Origin of the sequence: Devosia sp. SD17-2 (assembly GCF_029201565.1) — a bacterium.
Classification (GTDB): Bacteria; Pseudomonadota; Alphaproteobacteria; order Rhizobiales; family Devosiaceae; genus Devosia.
Map to the genome: position 1 here is coordinate 3,359,417 of NZ_CP104002.1, position 18,417 is coordinate 3,377,833.

The window sequence follows — 18,417 nt, forward strand, 5'->3', positions numbered from 1 at the left end:
GTGTGCCACGGCTTCATATGGGATGGAACTGACGGGTTTGTAATGGGGAAATTTCAGCCCGACGCCTGTGCAAGCGTGAGGCGGGCGACCGGAACGCGGTAGGGAGAGCAGCTGACGTAGTCGATGCCGAGCCCCGAGAAGAATTTCAGCGAAGTGGGATCGCCAGCGTGTTCGCCGCAAATTCCGATCTTGAGATCGGGATTGGCCGCCCTGCCCCGTTCGATGGCGATGGCAATCAATTCGCCGACGCCCTTCTCGTCGATGGTGACGAAGGGATCGCGCTCGTAGATGCCCTTGCGCTGATAGGCTGCCAGGAAGGTCGGCGCATCGTCGCGCGAGATGCCGAAGGTGGTCTGGGTCAGATCGTTCGTCCCGAAGGACAAAAAATCCACCATGCCGGCAATTTCCCCGGCGCGCAGACAGGCGCGCGGAAGCTCGATCATGGTGCCAAAGGAGAATTTGACCCGATCCGACCGCGCCAGGCCCGAGTTCTCGATGATGGTTGTCGCGTGGTCGCGCACCCAGGCGACTTCGCTGGCGGTCGAGACGAAGGGCACCATGATCTCGACCGGCACCGGGGCCAGCTGGCGCTCGCTGGCGGCGCGGGCCCCGGCGAGAATGGCCTGGATCTGCATCTGCAGAATTTCGGGATAGGTGATGGCAAGGCGCACGCCGCGATGGCCGAGCATGGGATTGGTCTCGGCAATGCGCTCGAGCCGAAGGCGCAGGGCCCGGACGGCAACGCCGAGCGACGCTGCCGTGTCCTCAATCTCTTCATCAGTGCGTGGCAGAAATTCGTGCAGCGGCGGATCAAAGAGGCGCACGTTGACCGGCAGGCCGTTCATGGCGCCGAACAGGGCGGAATAGTCCCCGGTCTGGAAATCGACGAGGCCATGGATGGCGCGGCGGCGGGCTTCCTCGTCTTCCGAGAGGATCATGCGGCGCAGGGCCACCATGCGCTCTGGCGAAAAGAACATGTGCTCGGAGCGCGCGAGGCCGACGCCCTCGGCGCCGAAGGACAGGGCCGTCGCGGCGGCTTCCAGCGATTCGGCATTGGTGCGCACGGCGATAGTGCGGCTCGCGTCGGACCAGCCGAGCAGTGTGCCGATGGCGCCACCGATATGGGGCTGGGCCAGGGGCAGCGTGCCGAGATAGACAGTGCCGTCGCTGCCATCGATGGTGAGCCGGTCGCCGGGGCGGAATTCGCGATCCCCAATGCGGCAGACATTTTCCGTTGTATCGACAGAAAGGGTGCGCACGCCGGCAACACAAGGCTTTCCGGTGATGCGGGCGATGACGCCGGCATGGCTGGTCATGCCACCGCGAGCGGTGAGAATGCCGGTGGCAGCCTTCATGCCTTCGATATCGGCCGGGCCGGTTTCGTTGACGACAAGAATGCAGTGCTTGCCGCGGGCGCGCAGACGCGCCGCGTCCTCGGCATTGAAGGTAATGATGCCGCTCGCAGCACCCGGCGAGACACCGAGGCCAGTGGCGATTGGGGTCGCATCCTCCGCCGACTTGAGGCGCGGATGGAGCAGCTGGGTCAGGCGATTGGGATCGACGCGGCTGACGGCGTTGTGCGGGCTCCACACCTTGCGGTTGACGCGGTCGACGGCGGCCTCGAGCTCTCCGGCGGCGGTGGCCTGGACCGGGCGGGCGGAGAGGAATTTCACCTGACCCCGGTGGATGGCGACAAGGCAGGCCATGTGGCGGCCGGCCTTGGCATCGAGCAGGCTGATCAGCGCATCGACACTGTCGGGTAGGCGCGGCACAGCGCCGCCATTGAGCGGGGCCGGGCCCAGCACGCCGGTGATGGAATTGCGGGTGAGGAATTGCTCGACCTCGCCCTCGGCCACGGCCTGGACGAGGACGATCTGGCGGGCGCGATCGTCGTCCGACCGCGAATTGCCCCAGGCGGCATCGGGAAAGCCATAGCTTTCAAACGCCTGCTTGATGGCGCGGGCCAAGGGCCGGCCGGGATCAACCGCGTCTCCAGGTGCGGCCGGAGCCGGAATGCCGACCCGGGCGGGCTGGAGACCACCATTGTGGATCGCAGCGGAAGTGCGCACGACCAGAAGCGGCGGCTTGCCGTCCTTGCCGACCAGCTTGAAGAGGCACGCCACCCAATGGGTGCGCAGGCGCGTATCGCGCCGTGCGCGTTCGGACTGCAGCGCATCCCAGGCGGCGCGGGTGATGGCAATTGTGGGAACAGTGGGAAAGCCGGCCTCGCCGACGCGGAAAATCCACCGCGCCTTGCCAGCCAACATTTTTAGTTGGGAAGCGCTCAGGTTTGCCTTCCCCAGAGCCGGGGCGACCGCAAACATTTCCTGCGCCAAACTCACTGAACACCGTCCTTGCCGTCACAACGGAACCATACTGCCCCACGCCCCTGCCCTGCTGCAACAGGACTTGACTTGGCGGGGTGCGGAAAGCATCTGATCTCTTATGGAAAAAAGGCCACAACTCGACATCATGCTCTGTGCCCCGCGCGGTTTTTGCGCTGGCGTGGACCGCGCCATCCAGATCGTGGAGCTGGCGCTGCAGAAATATGGCGCGCCGGTTTATGTGCGCCACGCCATCGTGCACAACAAATATGTGGTCGAGGGCCTCAAGGATAAGGGCGCGATTTTCGTCGAGGAACTCGACGAAATCCCCGAAACCGAGGCTCCCGTGGTGTTTTCGGCCCATGGCGTGCCGAAAAGCGTGCCGGCGGACGCCAAGAGCCGGAACATGTTTTTCCTCGATGCGACCTGCCCGCTGGTGAGCAAGGTGCATGTGGAAGCGCAGCGCCATTTTGCCGAAGGCCACGAAATCGTGCTCATTGGGCATGAGGGGCATCCCGAGGTTATCGGCACGATGGGCCAATTGCCGCAGGGGGCCGTCGCCCTCATCGAAACGGTGGCTGACGCCAATAATTTCACCCCGCGCGACCCTCAGAACCTGGCTTTCGTCACCCAGACGACGCTGAGCGTGGATGACACGCGCGAGATCGTGGCGGCGCTGCAGGCTCGATTCCCGGCGATCAACGGGCCGCACAAGGAAGACATCTGCTACGCCACCACCAATCGGCAGGAGGCCATCAAGGCCGTGGCGCCGATGGTGGAAGCGATGATCGTGGTGGGGTCGCCCCATTCGTCCAATTCGCAGCGCCTCGTCGAGGTGGCCCTGCGTTCAGGCTGCAGGATTGCGACGCTGGTGGACCGGGCGAGCGATATCGACTGGTCGCTTTACGGGGACATCAGGACGCTGGGCGTGAGCGCCGGCGCTTCGGCTCCGGAGAGCCTTGTCGAAGAAGTGATCGACGCCTTTGCGGCGCGCTACGAGATCAAGGTCGAGACCAAAACCACGGCAATCGAGAACATTGCCTTCAATATCCCGCGCGTGCTGCGCGATCTGGAAACGGCTGGACGATGAGCGACCTCGATCTTTTCGAGACCGAGCGGCTGGTGCTGTCCGGCTGGCGCATGGATCAGGTCGATGACCTTGTGCGCCTGCACGGCACCGAGCGGGCAACGCGCTATCTGACGACGCTGGGCGTGCCCTATACCCGCGAGCAGTGCGAAGAAGCGGTGGCGCACTGGATCGATCTCTTCGAGACGCACCAGTTCGGCAAGCTGCGTGTGCGGCGGAAGTCAGACGGGCAAATGGTCGGTCGTGCCGGGTTCGGCGTCTATCCGCCGACCGGGGAGCCTGAGATCGGCTACACGCTGTTCGAGGAATTTTTCGGCAATGGCTACGCCACCGAGGCGGCGGCGGGCCTGCGCGACTGGTTCTTTGCCAATGACAAGGGCAGCCATTTCATCGGTATGGCCCATGTCGAGAATGCGCCGTCTCTCGCCATCCTGACCAATATCGGCATGGAAAAGACCCATGTCGCGACCGACCACTACGGGCTGCCCTGCCAGTTCCATATCCTGAGGCGCCCTGCGGCATGAGCGAAACAGTCATCATCCATACCGACGGCGCCTGTTCGGGAAATCCGGGGCCCGGCGGATGGGGCGCTATTCTGCAGTTCGGTCAGCACCGCAAGGAGCTCAAGGGCGGCGAGCAGCTGACCACGAACAACAAGATGGAGCTGACCGCAGCCATCGAGGCGCTCAATGCCCTCACGCGCCCCTGTACGGTCGATCTCCACACCGACAGTCAGTACGTCAAGAACGGCGTGCAGAGCTGGATGCACGGCTGGAAGCGCAACGGCTGGAAGACCGCCGACAAGAAGCCGGTGAAGAATGTGGAGCTTTGGCAGGCGCTGGATGAAGCCACAAAGCGGCACCAGATTTCCTGGCACTGGGTGAAGGGCCACGCCGGCGACGAACTCAACGAACGCGCCGATGAACTGGCCCGCGAGGGCATGGCCCCGTTCAAGGGGAGAAAGACCGGGGGCTTTACGCCGCCGGTTTGAGGGGGCTTCTCACTGAGAGGCATTCACCCCTCACCCCGGACGGACGCCTATTGAGCTCGGACGACGGCCCTGTCGCCTCCCTCCCCCTCCGTGGGGAGGGATTGAGGGTGGGGGGCCTTCGTTTGCTCGCCGTCGAGCCAACACCCCCACCCCAGCGCCGCTAGGCCTGCGGCCAAGCTCTGCTACCCTCCCCACAAGGGGGAGGGAGCGAAAGAGGCGATAGACTGGCCAATCCTTAAGCCACGGCGCGCTTGGGGAGCACCGCTTTCACGGCGCGCCAGAGCGGCGTGATGGCATACTGCACGATCGGGATCATCAGCGCACCAAGGGCAAGGCCGATGAAGAAGTCCACCACGGCGGTGGCGAGCCAGCCCGCGACGCCGGGGAAGGCCGAGAAGGTCGTTGCCGCCCAGTGCGACGCGGCCTCGATGACATGTTCCGGCCCGGTGATGCCGAATTCATAAAGACCATGGGCGATGATGGAGCCGCCGACCCAGGTCATGGCCGCGGTGCCGACGATGCTGAGCACATGCATGAAAGTGGGCATGGCGACGACGATGGCCCGGCCGATGGCACGGCCGGTGTGCGTACGGCCGCTCTTGGCCAGCAACAGACCGAAGTCGTCGGCCTTCACGATGATTGCCACAGTGCCGTAAATCGCCACGGTGATGCCGATGGCCGCCACGGCGAGGATCGCTGCGCGGGTCCAGAAATCGGGCACGTCGATGGCCGAGAGGATGATGGTCATGATCTCGGCAGAGAGGATGAAGTCGGTCTTGATGGCGCCGGAGACGCGCTGCTCCTCGAGATCGACCGGCTCGATAGCAGTGTGCTCGATCTGCGCCTCATGCTTGTCCGCCGCGTGCGGCGCGAACAGGTGGAAGACCTTTTCGGCTCCCTCGTAACAGAGATAGGCACCGCCCAGCATCAACAGGGGTGTGATCATCCACGGCAGGAAATAGGACAGAAGCAGCGCTGCCGGGAGCAGGAACAGCATCTTGTTCTTGATCGAGCCCAGGGCAATCCGGCCAATAATGGGCAGCTCGCGCTTGGCTTCAAAGCCTTTGACATAGCTGGGGGTGACTGCCGCATCGTCAATGACGGCGCCAGCGGCCTTGACGCTGGCCTTGACGGCTTGGGTGGCCACATCGTCGAGCGATGCGGCGGCGACCTTCGCCAGTGCTGCGATGTCATCGAGCAGAGCAAGCAGGCCAACACTCATCGGGAAAACTCCAAAAATATATCGCAGGATAATGCGCGGCGACGCAGCTGGTGCCAAGAGCCTGAAAATAAGTCGGCACTATGGAGAAAAAGAAACGCCCGGCCTTTTGGACCGGGCGCACTGATGTTCAGCGGCGAAAAGGATCAGCCGGCGACTTTGCCGAAATCGGCGACCAGATGCATGGTGTCGCGCAGGCGTGCCAGAAGATTAAGGCGGTTGGCGCGGACGGCCGGATCGGCGTCGTTAACGAGCACTTCGGTGAAGAAGGCGTCGACGGGCGCGCGGAGGGTCGCCAGATCCGCCATGGCGGCCTTGTAGTCGTCCTTGCCGACATGGCCGGCCACGGTCGCATTGACGCTTTCGACGGCAGACGCCAGCGCGATTTCTTCCGGCAGTTTCAGTGCGGCCTGATCGACGGCACCGGCATAAGCCTTGCCGTCCTTCTTTTCTTCGGCGGCGAGAATGTTGGCAGCGCGCTTGTAGCCGGCGAGCAGGTTTGCACCATCATCGCTGGAGAGCAGCGCGGAGAGAGCCTCGGCACGCTGGGTGATCTGGAGCATGTCATTGCTGTCGGCCGAGATAACGGCATCGACGAGGTCGTGACGGGCGCCGGATTCGCGCAGGGTGACCTTCAGGCGATCATGGAAGAAGGCGAGGAGATCGACATCGACCTGAAGCGGGAATTTGAGCCCGTTCTCGGTGATGATGCGGATGACGCCCAGAGCGGCGCGGCGCAGCGCAAAGGGGTCGCGCGAGCCGGTGGGCTTTTCGTCGATCGACCAGAAACCGGTGAGGAGGTCGAGCTTGTCGGCCAGGGCCACGGCGATGGAGATCGGCTCGGTGGGGACCTGATCGGTCGGGCCGAGCGGCTTGTAGTGCATTTCCATGGCTGTCGCGATATCGGCGGGCTCGCCCTGCGCAGTGGCGTAATAGCGGCCCATCAGGCCCTGCAGCTCAGGGAATTCACCGACCATCTGGGTGGTGAGATCGGCCTTGGCGAGCATGGCGGCGCGCTTGGCGCGTTCGGGATCAGCACCGATCTGCGGGGCGATTTCGCCCGCGAGTTTGACCAGACGTTCGATGCGGGCGAACTGGCTGCCGAGCTTGGCGTGGAAGACGGTCTCTTCGAGCTTGGGCAGACCATGCTCGAGCGGCAGCGCCAGATCGGAATTGTAGAAGAACATCGCGTCCGAGAGGCGCGCGCGAATGACGCGCTCATTGCCGGATACGATCGTCGCGCCACCATCAGTGGGGACGGTGTTGGAAATGATGATGAAGTTCGGCGCCAGCTTGCCGGAGGCATCGCGCAGGCAGAAACATTTCTGATTGGCGCGGATGGTGGCGATGATGACTTCTTCAGGCAGGGTGAGGAAGTCCGGATCGAACGCACCCATCATGACATTGGGCCATTCCACCAGCCCGGCGACTTCCTCGAGGAGGCCCTCGTCGGCAATGACGGTCAGGCCCTGTGCAAAGGCCAGCTGGTCGGCGTCGGCGCGGATGATATCCTTGCGGCGGTCGATATCGAGCACAACCTTGGCGCGCTCCAGAGCGGTGACGTAATCGTCGAAACGCTTGATGCGGATGGCCTCGGGCGCGAGGAAGCGGTGACCAAACGTGGTCTGGCCCGATTCAATGCCGGCAGCCGCGAAGGGAACGACGATCGGCTCGTCGTTCTCCGTACCGAAGGTGGCGGTGATGGCGCGCAGCGGGCGCACCCAGTTGAAGCTGCCCGAGCCCCAACGCATGGATTTTGCCCAGGGGAAGTCGGTGAGAATCTTTGGCAGGATAGCCGAGAGCAGCTCGACCGCATCGGCACCCGGCTTTTCGATCAGCGCGATGTAAAAATCGCCCTTCTTCGGGTCGCTCTGGATTTTCGCGTCGTCAATCGACGAGAGGCCTGCGGCGCGCAGAAAGCCGTCGATGGCGGGCTGGGGAGCGCCGACCTTAGGGCCCTTCTTTTCTTCGCGCGTATCGGGCGAGCGCGGCGGCAGGCCAGACACGGTCAGCGCCAGGCGGCGCGGCGTGGCGAAGGCTTTTGCGCCCTCATAGACCAGACCTGCATCGACCAGAGCATTGGTGACAGCTTTCTTGAGGTCTTCGGCGGCGCGACGCTGGAAGCGGGCCGGGATTTCCTCGGAGAAGAGTTCGAGCAGCAGTTCTGGCATGATGGCTTACCGATTAGAATGGGCGCGGTTTGCCTAGCAAGCGCGTCGCCAGATGTCCACACGCCTTGCCATCTCAGGTCGTGCGGGAGGCGAGATGAGCAACGCGCATGTCGTTGACGATCTCCATGATCTCGCGCGGCACGACGGCATAGCGCCCCTCGCGAAAACACTGCAGCGCGCCATAGCGCATGGAGAGGAAGACCAGAACCCTGAGGGTAAAGGGATCATCCGAGCAATCGGACATGAGCAGCGCCCTCCCCGGCTCGTCGAAGTAGTGGCGGGCGCGCAGGGTCACGCCGCCCTCTTCGAAGGTGTAGTCGATGTAATTGTACCAGAAGCCGAAATCGTCCGGCCGGTCGGGTGAGACGTCGCCATATTCGACGAGGTGCTGCACCGCCACCGGGGCGATAATGTCCTGGGCATAGGGCGGTGCGGGCTCGGTCATTGCTGGCTACCATCCTCCCCCGCCACCACCGCCACCGCCGCCGCCGGAGAAGCCTCCGCCTCCGCCCGAAGACCCGGACGAACTGGCCTGGACGGGCTGGGCCGCGATCATGGCCGCAGCCATGCCTGAAGAGGCGGTGCTGATGGCATTGGAGAGATTGCCCGAGGAGAAGCTCCGCGAGCCGCCATACCAGTGCGGGTCATAGGACCCCTGGCTGGCGTCGGACACCGCATTGCGCGCCAGTTCAGCCTCGAAATGCTCGGACCACGGCTTTTCGACGCCAAGGGCGATGGCATAGGGCAAGATGCGCTCGAAACGCTCGATGGTCATGGGCGGCTCCTTGTCGATATTGAGCCGGTTCTTTTCGGCGGTTTCGAGGTAGAGCTTAAAACCTTCGATCTCGTCCATGACCTTGCGGCCCTGCACGGTGGGTGCGCGCATCAGCACGGCGAAAATGGCGCTGATGGCCACCAGCGAAGCCGCAGCCACAGCGGCCGTATTGATGGTGATATCGGTAAAGCTCTCGGCCAGCCCGCCGAGGAAGTTAAAGCCGAAGAAGCCGAGAAAGATGATGATGATAAAGCGTTGCCAGCCGCCCTGTCGCAGCACGCTGAAAAAGATCGAGCCAATGACGGTGACGAAGACGCCGCCGACAAAGGCGCCGAAGAGCCAGACCGGCTCAAGGATGTCGAGCGCGACCATGCCGACCATCATCAGGGCCGCAAAAACGAAGCTGAGAATGGCGAAGCCTGCATTGTGGTTGAACCAGACGGCACGGTTCTCACGGGTGATGGCGCTGGTGAATTTTTCACGCTGGCTGCCGAGCTCTTCGCCATGGGCCTTGTCGAGGGTGACGCTCTGCTGGGCTTCAAAATAGCGGAAGAGGATTTCCTCGCCCACCGGGAGCTTTTCATCCAGCGCCTTGCCAGTCCGCGTGACCGAGAGGGTGTCATTTTCATTGCGGATGGTGATGAGCCCGCGCACGCCCAGATTGAAGATGGCGGCGGTGAGTGCCGTCCAGCCGGAATTCTTGAAACCCCAATTGTGCACGTAGTGGGTCAGGGCCGGCGAGAAATCCTTGGGCGGGTAAAACAGCGGAATGACCGTGCCCTTGGGCGGATCGCGCCCGACGCGGGACCAGGCAGTGAAATTGTAAGCGAGAAGAATAAGCACGCAGAGGACAGGTAGCCAGACCTCACGCAGGTCTGAGGCCGACTGCACCAGCGCATCGAGCCCTTCCGGGAACTGGATGAGCCCCTTCTCGAAGGAGACGGAAAAGGTCATGCCCTCGCCCGGCCCCAGCACGCGCTGGGTGCGGAAGACGACGATATTGTCGGCTTCGCGGGTGACGCGCACGGCCTGTTCGGCCGAGCCGACATCGCCGGTATAGGCGACCGCATCGGAAATGACGGCGCCGTCCGGCAGGGTGACGCGCGCCACCGATTTCAGCACCGGGAAATCCCAGTAATTGCCGGTCGCATTCCAATAGAGCTCGTCATGGTCCGCAAAGGGGCGGGCCATGCGGTCCATGACATAGGAGATGGTGTAGCGGTGCTGGCCACGATTGAGCAGTCGTTCTGAACTGCCGATCCAGATGCGCTGGAAATTGCCCATGCGCTCGACGTTGTAGTCTTCCGGGGCCCCGGCGCGGGTGACGCCTTCGACCGTGAGGCTGACGCGGATCTTGTTGCCCGATTCGCCGAGCAGCACCGTCGGGATATCCCGATAGATGCCGCGACGGATATTGATGCCTTCGGCCCGGACGTCGATGGTCTCGACGACGCGGACCGATCCGTCTGTGCGCAGCGTGACGTCGCTGGCAAAAGCCAGGATTTCCTCGCGCGCTGCCGCAGGCAGGGCAAGGGCGAGGACCAGCGCGAAGGCAGTCAGGAGGCGGGCAAGCATCGCGTCAGTCGTCCCGTCAGAATTTTACCGTGGGCGCCTGGCGCTCGGCTTCGTTGTCGAGCTCGAAATACTGCGCCTTGGTGAAGCGGAAGGCGTTGGCGACAATATTGGACGGGAACGAATCAACCTGGATGTTCATGTCCCGGACCGCGCCATTGTAGTAGCGGCGGGCCATCTGGATCTCGTCCTCGGTGGTGCGCAGGGTCTGCTGGAATTCGAGGAAGGTGGTGTTGGCCTTGAGGTCCGGATAGGCCTCGGCCACTGCCAGCAGGCGACCCAGCGCACTCGAGAGTTCGCCTTCGGCCTTGGCGCGGGCTTCGGGGCCAGAGGCAGCGGCGCTGGTGGCAGCGGCGCGCGCCTGAACCACGGCTTCGAGCGTCTCGCGCTCATGGCCCATATAGCCCTTAACCGTCTCCATCATATTGGGAATGAGGTCGGTGCGGCGCTTGAGCTGCACATCGATGCCGCTCCAGCCCTCCTGGACCATCTGCCGGTTTTTCACCAGGCTGTTGTAGATGACGATGGCGTAGCCGATGACGGCGACGGCAAGTACGAGAATGACCCATTCCATGACGCTGGCTCCCTTGGGATAGTGGGTTATGTCGGGCCGGACAGTGGCAGTTTCCCTCAATCGGCGCAATTGCTTGGCGGACGCCGGGACGGGGCAGGCTTGACTTTTCCCGTGGCGGCACTAGCTTTCAAGGCATGAACACGAGCCTTTCGCATCACCGCATCTTCCTGGTCGCAGGACTGAAGCCCTAGGCTTGCTCGCGCTGGAGCCTGCTTAGGGCAGGCCTTCGTTACACCTTTTCCCAGCGCCCCCGTTCATCCCGATTTTCCAAACGACACGCCCGTCTGGTGATGCGCATTTTCGCGCGCCGCGGGCCGAGAGGACATGTTGCCATGACGCAGCCCACCAGAGATTTGTCGCCCCGCATCGTGCTGGGTTCGACCGACCACGAGACGCTGGGACGCCTGGCCCGCGCCGGGCTGGACCGCATGCCCGAGCTGGCCGAGACGCTGCTCGACGAGCTCGACCGCGCCCGTGTCGTGGAAGATGCCAAGCTGCCCGAGGATGTGGTGCGCATGGGTGCGCGCGTCGTCTACCGCACCAATGGCGGGGCCGAGCAGGACGTGACGCTGGTCTATCCGGCCGAGGCCGATATTGCTGCGGGCAAGATTTCGGTGATGACGCCGATCGGCACGGCGCTGATCGGGCTCAAGGCCGGCCAGTCCATCACCTGGCGCGACCGCGCCGACAAGCGGCAGATGCTGACCGTGGTGGAAGTGAGGGCTGCGGCTGAAGCTTGATTTGATTGGGGTGCACTGAGTACCCCCACCCGGCCTCCCCCTGATAGGGGGAGGAGCCCATTGGGGCTCTCGCGGGCTCGTGCCCGACAACTCGCTTGAAGAACCCAATGGTTCCGACCTCACCGGCCGGTCCCCTCCCCCTACCAGGGGGAGGTTAGGTGGGGGTCGACGAACCCCCGACAAAACCTTATTCCGCGCCGCCGCCGGCAGTCTGCAGCCAGGCTTCGCCGCAGGATTTTGCCAGTTCGCGGATGCGCAGGATGTAGCTCTGGCGCTCGGTGACCGAGATGACGCCGCGGGCGTCGAGCATGTTGAAATTGTGCGAGGCCTTCACAACCTGCTCATAGGCGGGGATGGCCATGGTCTGGCGATTGCCTTCGGCACCCTTGGCGAGGATAGCGCGGCATTCCTTTTCCGCATCATCGAAGTGACGGAACAGCATTTCGGTATCGGCCGCCTCGAAATTGTACTTCGAGGATTCCTGTTCGTTCTGCAGGAAGACCTCACCATAGGTGACCTTCTCGTCGCCTTCGCGGCCGTTGAAGTTGAGGTCGTAGACGTTTTCCACGCCCTGCACATACATGGCGAGGCGCTCGAGACCGTAGGTGATTTCGCCCGGAACCGGGGAGCATTCAAAGCCGGCGACCTGCTGGAAGTAGGTGAACTGAGAGACTTCCATGCCGTCGCACCAGCATTCCCAGCCCAGACCCCAGGCGCCGAGCGTCGGGCTCTCCCAGTCGTCCTCGACGAAACGGATGTCGTGCACCGAGGCGTCGAGGCCGATGGCGGCCAGCGAGTCGAGATAGAGCTGCTGGATGTTTTCCGGCGATGGCTTGAGGATCACCTGGAACTGATAATAGTGCTGCAGGCGATTGGGATTTTCGCCGTAGCGACCATCCTTGGGACGGCGCGAGGGCTGCACATAGGCGGCCTTCCACGGCTTTGGGCCCAGGGCGCGCAGCGTCGTAGCGGTGTGGAATGTGCCGGCGCCCATCTGCATGTCATAGGGCTGCAGAACAACGCAACCCTGCTCAGCCCAGAATTGCTGGAGCGTGAGGATCAGACCCTGGAAGGAGTTCTTCGGGTCCATATGGGCGGGGCGAGAGGTCATCGACAAATATCCTGCATATATGCGGGACAAACCTCTAGTTTGGACGCTCCCGGTGGTCAATGGCGCTTGTCGTTGCCATCCTTGTCGCCGGGTCGATAGGTGCCGTCCTTGTCGCGCTTGAGGTCGATGACGTCATGGGTCTGGCGATCCGCCATATCGCGCTGGCGGCGCAGCAGCTTTGCCCCTTCGGCATCAGCATTGAATTTCCCCGACCAGTCGCGCCAGATGCGGCGGACACCGAAATAGATGAGAATGGCGAGGGCCGCGAACAGCAGGATGCGCAAGAGCATGGCCGGAAACTTCTAAAGGCCGAGCCGGGCCCAATGGGCACGGTCTTCGAGGGTTGAGACGGCATCATCTAGCACGCCAGAAGCGGAAATGCTCAAGCGCGGTAAGGCGAAGAATGGTTTTTTGGGCGCAATGACCTTGAGCTCGATATCCGGCCCGAAGCGCTGGCGGAGGGTCGAATGGAGATCACCGATGGCGTCGACGAGGCCGAGCTCGACCCCGCGCAGGCCGGTCCACCATTGACCGGTAAAGAGCGTATCGTCGTCCGCCTTCAGGCGCCCTGCCCTATGGGCTTTGACGTGGTCGATGAAGACCTGATGGATATCGAGTTCGAACTGCTTGATGCGTTCCACGTCCTCTTCCTTCTCGGGGAGGAAGGGATCTAGCGTCGATTTATTGCGCCCAGCGGTATGGACGCGACGCTCGATACCAAGCTTGTCGATTGCTTCGACAAAGCCGAAGCCGGCCATGATGACGCCGATGGAGCCGACAATGGAGGACGGATCGACAAAGATTTCGTCGCCGGCCACCGCGATGAAATAACCGCCCGAGGCGGCGGCATCTTCGACAAAGACCAGCACCGGCTTGTTGTGCTGGTCGGCAAGTTCGCGGATCCGCTTGGAAATGAGCCGGCTCTGGACCGGCGAGCCGCCCGGAGAATTGATGACGATGGCGACGGCTGGCGCGGCTTTCATCGCAAAAGCACGGGTCAGCAGGGGTTCAACCCCGGCAATGTTGAGGCGGCCGGGGCGCTGTTCAGCGGCAATGACCCCCTGAAGGCGCACGACGGGAATGACCGGGGCGCGACGGAGGACGCGGCGAAGCCAATTGGGTTTAGCACTGGTCAGTTCGGCCATGTCCTCTCCTTCGTCCCGGCTGATTTAGGCATGGCGACAGGGGATTACCAGTCGAGCACGCCGGCACCACGGAAAATTGCGTCGAAGGCGGGGGCGAAGGCGCGGTCCTCAGCGCCATGCAGCGGACGGCTGGCCAGAAGCGTCAGCGGCGCGCGCGACCCCTTTATCCCGCGCACGAGAATACGGCTCGCCGGCTGGTTTGGTCGCGGCGTCAGCGGCAGGATGGTGATGGCGCCGAAGCGCGGCGTGAAGGCGGCCAGCAAGGCCGCCAGCCCGGCTGCCGGATAGATGAAGATGATCTCGCCCCCGGCCTTGGCGGCTCCCGCGGCACAGCGCAGCCAGGTCTCGAGCTTATCGGCAGGCATGTGGCGCGCATCGGCGCGGCTGTCGTTCGGGGCCAGCGTGCCCTGACCCGCGCCGAAGAACGGCGGGTTGGCGATGATGGCGTCGTAGTAATTGTCGAGCAGCCCGGCCTCTCGCCGCAGCGCCGGCTTTTCGAGGATATCGACCCCCAGAACATTGGCGCGGCAGGCTAGACCGTTCTCGTCAATGTTGCGACGCGCCAGGTGCGCGGTGTCGTCGTGGCGCTCGACCATAGTGGCAGTGCCGGTGAGGCCGAGAGAGAGCGAGACAAGCGAAGCCGTGCCCACGCCGGCGCCCAGATCGAGCAAATTCCTCGTGTCCCGGCCGATGGCAGCGCCGAGCAGCACCGAGTCGAGCCCGGCCCGAAAGCCGTGGCTGGGCTGCGACACAATGAGCCTGCCGCCTAAAAAGGCGTCGCGCGTTATGGTTTGGTGTTTTACAAACGGATTGGGCTGGTCTAGGGACATCGCACCCGGATGGCTGGTTCCGCGCGACCATATATGCGCGGGCGTGGCAGGCTCAACCCGTTTTGCCGCTGCGCCCAAAAAGAGGACGGTAATGGCGGTCTCTGTTCTGACCCAGACGAAGCAGGCTGAAACGACCAATGCGGTCGATCGGCTTTTGGCGGCAACGGCCGAGGATATGGCGCAGGTCAACGCGCTGATCCTGAGCCGTGCGGAATCGCATGTCGATATGGTGCCCGAACTGGCCCGCTATCTCATCGAGAGCGGCGGCAAGCGGTTGCGCCCGATGCTGACCGTCGCCGCGTCCATCCTCTTCGGTCGTGGCAAGGGCAGCGCCATCAATTTCGCCGCCGCCGTCGAGTTCATGCACAATGCGACGCTCCTTCATGACGATGTCGTGGACGAGAGCGACATGCGCCGCGGCAAGCCTGCGGCCCGCATGGTATGGGGCAACAAGGCGTCCATTCTCGTGGGGGATTTCCTCCTCGGCCAGGCTTTCATGATGATGGTGGAAACCGGCGACATCGATGCGCTGGGCGTGCTGTCGGCCGCGTCGGCGATGATGGCCGAGGGCGAGGTGTTCCAGCTGGCCAAGACCGGCGACCTCACCACCACCGAAGCCGATTATGCCGAAGTGATCCGCGCCAAGACGGCCGTGCTGTTCAAGGCGGCCTGCGAAGTGGGCGCCATGTCGGGCGGCGCTGACGCGGCCGGACGCGAAGCGCTGGCGCAATATGGCATCGAGCTCGGCAACGCCTTCCAGCTCGTCGACGATGCGCTCGACTACGGCGGGCAGACCGGCACGCTGGGCAAGAATGTCGGCGACGATCTGCGCGAGGGCAAAATGACCCTCCCGGTGATCCTGGCGCTGGCCGAAGGCACGGAAGCCGAACGCGCCATCATCGCCTCGGCTCTGGGCAATATGGACGCCAGTGACCTCGAAGTGAGCCAGGTGGTCGCGATCTTTACGCGCTACAACACGCTCAAGCGCACGCTCGACAAGGCCCATGCCCACGCCGACGCGGCCATTGCCGCGCTCGCCCCCCTGCCCGACAGCGATATGAAGACCATTCTCGCTGACGTGGTGCGCCACAGCGTCGGCCGCGCGTCGTAGGTTTTTAGTTTTTGGTACCGGTGCGTGTGAGCACCCCCTCCTAGCCTCCCCCTGAAGAAGGGGGAGGGACAGATCGCATTCGCACAACTTCAGAGAGCCCCGATGTGACTCCTCCCCCTTTCAGGGGGAGGTTGGGTGGGGGTATTTGCCTCAAACACCCAGGAGCGGAGCAGCGGCCACCCAGTGTTCGGGATTGTGGCGGCGCATGATCTGGGCGGCCTCGTGCGCCTGCCCTTCCGTGCCAAAGAGGCCGAAGACCGTGGCGCCGGAACCGGACATGCGCGCCAGAATGCATCCTGGCGTCTCGGCCAGCTCCGCGATGATCTCCCCGATGACGGGCACCAGCTTGATCGCCGGCGGCTGCAGATCATTGCGGGTTTCAGCGAGCCAGAGACCAAGCTGGGCCGGGCGCGTCAGCGGGCTTGGCAGGGCCGGCAGCGGATAATTGTCGTGGGCATTGAGGCGGCGGAAAATATCGGCCGTCGCCACCGGCACCAGCGGGTTGATCAAGACGATGTGCAGCGCCGGAAAATCGGGCAGCGGCGAGAGGATTTCACCCACGCCACGCGCCACCAGCGGCTGGCTGATGAGGCAGGCAGGCACGTCCGCGCCAAGGCCGGCAGCCAGATCGGAGAGATCGGCAACGGAAAGGTTTTGTCTGCTTATCTGCACTAGAAGTCGCAAGGCGGCCGCGGCATCGGCCGATCCACCGCCAATGCCGGCAGCCACCGGCAGGTTCTTGACCAGATGGATGTGCAGCCCATCTGGCACCAGCCCCGGCCAGCGTGCCCGGAAAGCCGTCACCGCCCGCATCACGAGATTGGTGCTGCCCGCTCCAAGGCCCGCAGCGAAGGGACCGGAAATGGTCAGGCTGTCGGTGTCGGCGGGCGTGGCGGTGAGTTCGTCGGCCAGATCGGCGAAGACGATGAGGCTTTCGAGATCGTGATAGCCATCATCGCGACGACGGGTGACATGCAGCGCCAGATTGATCTTTGCCGGCGCTGCCTGGGTGGTGGATGGGATCATCGGATCGGGACTATTCAGTCTCGTTTTCCGGGGTCAGCCCCTCGGCCAGCTTTGGGCCGGTACGTTCGGTGACGCGACCATCCTTGTCGACCGCGCGGGCGACATTCCACTGGAAGCGCGCTTCGAGCTTGCGCCCGGCCTTCCAGTAAGCGTCGCCGAGATGGTCATTGATCTCGGGGTCGTTGGGCAGCAGCATGACCGCGCGCTCGAGCGTTTCGATCGCTTCGTCGATGCGGCCGAGCTTGTAGAAGGCCCAGCCGAGCGAATCGACGATATAGCCATCCTGAGGCTGGGCTTCGACAGCCTTCTCGATCATGCCGAGGGCGCGGTCGAGGTGCATGTCCTTGTCGATCCAGCTGTAGCCGAGATAGTTGAGCACCGCAGGCTGATCGGGATTGAGCTCCAGCGCCTTGAGGAAATCTGCCTCGGCCTTGGGCCACTCGTCGCCCCGCTCATAGGCGATGCCGCGCACGTAATAGTAGCGCCAGTCGGCCGGAGCCTCGCCACCGGAGATCTCGATGCTGCGCGTATAGGCCTCGGCAGCCTCGAGATATTGCTCGTCATAGCGGAGCATGTCGCCGAGCACCGAGACGGCGTCGAGATCATTGGGATTGGCGGCAATGATATTGCGCAGGCGGCGCAGCGCCTCGGGACGATCGCCAGTGGCATCAAGATTCTGGGCGATGCGCACGACGGCAGTCGGCTTGACCGAAGAGGTCACCGGGATGGCGTCATAGATCTTGTTGGCCGCCTCGTGCTGGTCGGCGTTGTCGAGCAGCTGGCCAACGGCGAGGGCAATGACGTCGGCATTGGGATCGAGATAGAGACCGAGGCGCAGGAAAACCAGCGCCAGGTCCATGCTGCCATCACGCGTCAGGGCCGCACCAATACCGTGGAACATTTCGGCGGCGCCGACCTGCACATTGGGGGTGAAGACGCCCGGCTTCTGGCGAGCCTCCACCGCCTCCTTGACCACGGTGACGACCGGATGGGTCAGGCCCTGTTTTTCGAAGGTGTCAATGACTTCGGCGGCTTCGTCGAATCGGCCGTCATTGGCGAGCATGCGGGCATAGACTTCGACCATGCGGGCTACATAGGGCTCGTTCTCGAAGGCCTTGGCGGCAAGATCGAGCGCGGTCTCGCGTTCGCCGGCGACTTCGGCCATCAGCGCACGATGGAAGACGAGGAAATCCTCGAGGCCGGTCTCGCCGAGGGTTTTGAGCAGATCATCTGCCTCGGCATAGCGATTGTCGCCCACCAGAGCCCAACCGCGCAGAATGGCGGCGGTAATCCCGGTGAAACTGTCCTGCGAAACCGAGGCGAGCATGCGCTCGGCCGCGCCATAGCGGCGCTCCTTGATCGCTTCGGAAGCAATGACGAGATCGGCAAGCTCATTGCGCCCGGCGAGGTCGACCAGGTGCTTTGCCACAGAGGCCGCCTGGCCGATCTGCCCGTCCGCCGCATAGGCGACAAAGGCACGCTCGATGAGCAGCGGATTATCCCAATCGGATTGCGCGGCCTGGGCGAAATAGCGCGCGGCCTCATCGGTGCGCAGCTCCTGCATGGCCTGCTGGCCGGCCATATAGGAGCCGGAAATGCTGGGCCGGTAGAGCTGGAGCATGTCGAGCGCCGCCAGGGGGTTATTCTGCGCCGCAAGCGGTGCGCTGAAACCCAACGCCATCAGCGCGGCAAGAAGGGGTCGCGCCATTCGGGTCGAAAGCAGGGTCAATTCGCTCAACTC

17 protein-coding genes are annotated in these 18,417 nt (G+C 63.6%); 5 read left to right on the forward strand and 12 right to left on the reverse strand.

Translation table 11 applies throughout. The features are described 5' to 3' along the window. Nucleotides 1–53: 53 nt before the first annotated feature. The gene (locus NYQ88_RS16500) at nt 54–2,324 is read right to left on the reverse strand and encodes a putative PEP-binding protein (protein WP_275652194.1); all 2,271 of its coding nucleotides are present in this window, start codon (nt 2,322–2,324) and stop codon (nt 54–56) included. Between the two features lie 121 nt (nt 2,325–2,445). On the opposite strand from NYQ88_RS16500, the gene ispH reads away from it, so the two are divergent. The 3 genes from ispH to rnhA are packed head-to-tail and all read left to right on the forward strand — an operon-like array spanning nt 2,446 to nt 4,402. Next, nucleotides 2,446–3,414 carry a 4-hydroxy-3-methylbut-2-enyl diphosphate reductase gene (ispH, locus tag NYQ88_RS16505; RefSeq protein WP_275652195.1) on the forward strand — a complete coding sequence of 323 codons (969 nt, stop codon included), beginning with the start codon at nt 2,446–2,448 and terminating at the stop codon, nt 3,412–3,414. Further along, on the forward strand, nt 3,411–3,935 hold the full coding sequence (locus NYQ88_RS16510; RefSeq protein ID WP_275652196.1) for a GNAT family N-acetyltransferase: 525 nt from the start codon (nt 3,411–3,413) through the stop codon (nt 3,933–3,935). Before ispH ends, NYQ88_RS16510 begins: the two co-directional genes overlap by 4 nt. Continuing rightward, on the forward strand, nt 3,932–4,402 hold the full coding sequence (rnhA, locus tag NYQ88_RS16515; RefSeq protein WP_275652197.1) for a ribonuclease HI: 471 nt from the start codon (nt 3,932–3,934) through the stop codon (nt 4,400–4,402). Before NYQ88_RS16510 ends, rnhA begins: the two co-directional genes overlap by 4 nt. A gap of 235 nt (nt 4,403–4,637) precedes the next feature. Here rnhA and NYQ88_RS16520 read toward each other — a convergent pair whose 3' ends face one another. The 5 genes from NYQ88_RS16520 to NYQ88_RS16540 form a co-directional block, all read right to left on the reverse strand. Next, nucleotides 4,638–5,624, reverse strand: coding sequence for a DUF808 domain-containing protein (locus tag NYQ88_RS16520; RefSeq protein ID WP_275652198.1), 987 nt, complete (start codon nt 5,622–5,624; stop codon nt 4,638–4,640). Between the two features lie 143 nt (nt 5,625–5,767). Then, nucleotides 5,768–7,792: a glycine--tRNA ligase subunit beta gene (gene glyS, locus NYQ88_RS16525; RefSeq protein WP_275652199.1), complete on the reverse strand. Its 2,025-nt coding sequence runs from the start codon at nt 7,790–7,792 to the stop codon at nt 5,768–5,770. A 73-nt stretch (nt 7,793–7,865) separates the two neighbouring features. After that, nucleotides 7,866–8,237 carry a hypothetical protein gene (locus NYQ88_RS16530; RefSeq protein ID WP_275652200.1) on the reverse strand — a complete coding sequence of 124 codons (372 nt, stop codon included), beginning with the start codon at nt 8,235–8,237 and terminating at the stop codon, nt 7,866–7,868. Nucleotides 8,238–8,243: 6 nt separating this feature from the next. Continuing rightward, nucleotides 8,244–10,142 (reverse strand): DUF2207 domain-containing protein, encoded by a 1,899-nt coding sequence (locus NYQ88_RS16535; RefSeq protein WP_275652201.1) that lies wholly within the window; start codon nt 10,140–10,142, stop codon nt 8,244–8,246. Nucleotides 10,143–10,158: 16 nt separating this feature from the next. Continuing rightward, a complete protein-coding gene (locus NYQ88_RS16540; protein WP_275652202.1) occupies nt 10,159–10,713 on the reverse strand; it encodes a LemA family protein in 555 nt (184 codons plus the stop codon). Nucleotides 10,714–11,045: 332 nt separating this feature from the next. Between NYQ88_RS16540 and rnk the strand changes: the two genes are divergently transcribed. After that, on the forward strand, nt 11,046–11,453 hold the full coding sequence (gene rnk / locus NYQ88_RS16545) for a nucleoside diphosphate kinase regulator (protein WP_275652203.1): 408 nt from the start codon (nt 11,046–11,048) through the stop codon (nt 11,451–11,453). Between the two features lie 187 nt (nt 11,454–11,640). On the opposite strand, the gene NYQ88_RS16550 is transcribed toward rnk, so the two are convergent. Genes NYQ88_RS16550 through NYQ88_RS16565 form a run of 4 tightly spaced genes read right to left on the reverse strand, consistent with a single transcriptional unit; the run spans nt 11,641 to nt 14,461 of the window. Beyond that, nucleotides 11,641–12,564: a glycine--tRNA ligase subunit alpha gene (locus tag NYQ88_RS16550; RefSeq protein WP_275652204.1), complete on the reverse strand. Its 924-nt coding sequence runs from the start codon at nt 12,562–12,564 to the stop codon at nt 11,641–11,643. Between the two features lie 56 nt (nt 12,565–12,620). Further along, nucleotides 12,621–12,854, reverse strand: coding sequence for a hypothetical protein (locus NYQ88_RS16555; protein ID WP_275652205.1), 234 nt, complete (start codon nt 12,852–12,854; stop codon nt 12,621–12,623). Between the two features lie 12 nt (nt 12,855–12,866). Beyond that, nucleotides 12,867–13,709: a S49 family peptidase gene (locus NYQ88_RS16560; RefSeq protein WP_275652206.1), complete on the reverse strand. Its 843-nt coding sequence runs from the start codon at nt 13,707–13,709 to the stop codon at nt 12,867–12,869. 44 nt (nt 13,710–13,753) lie between these two features. Continuing rightward, nucleotides 13,754–14,461: a methyltransferase gene (locus NYQ88_RS16565; protein ID WP_275652207.1), complete on the reverse strand. Its 708-nt coding sequence runs from the start codon at nt 14,459–14,461 to the stop codon at nt 13,754–13,756. Nucleotides 14,462–14,630: 169 nt separating this feature from the next. On the opposite strand from NYQ88_RS16565, the gene NYQ88_RS16570 reads away from it, so the two are divergent. Continuing rightward, nucleotides 14,631–15,650: a polyprenyl synthetase family protein gene (locus NYQ88_RS16570; RefSeq protein ID WP_275652208.1), complete on the forward strand. Its 1,020-nt coding sequence runs from the start codon at nt 14,631–14,633 to the stop codon at nt 15,648–15,650. Between the two features lie 150 nt (nt 15,651–15,800). Here the strand turns inward: NYQ88_RS16570 and NYQ88_RS16575 are convergent, their stop codons facing one another. After that, entirely contained in the window at nt 15,801–16,676 is an 876-nt protein-coding gene (locus tag NYQ88_RS16575; protein ID WP_275652209.1) for a 4-(cytidine 5'-diphospho)-2-C-methyl-D-erythritol kinase, read from the reverse strand. Between the two features lie 10 nt (nt 16,677–16,686). Then, on the reverse strand, nt 16,687–18,405 hold the full coding sequence (locus NYQ88_RS16580) for a tetratricopeptide repeat protein (RefSeq protein WP_275652210.1): 1,719 nt from the start codon (nt 18,403–18,405) through the stop codon (nt 16,687–16,689). Nucleotides 18,406–18,417 lie beyond the last annotated feature (12 nt).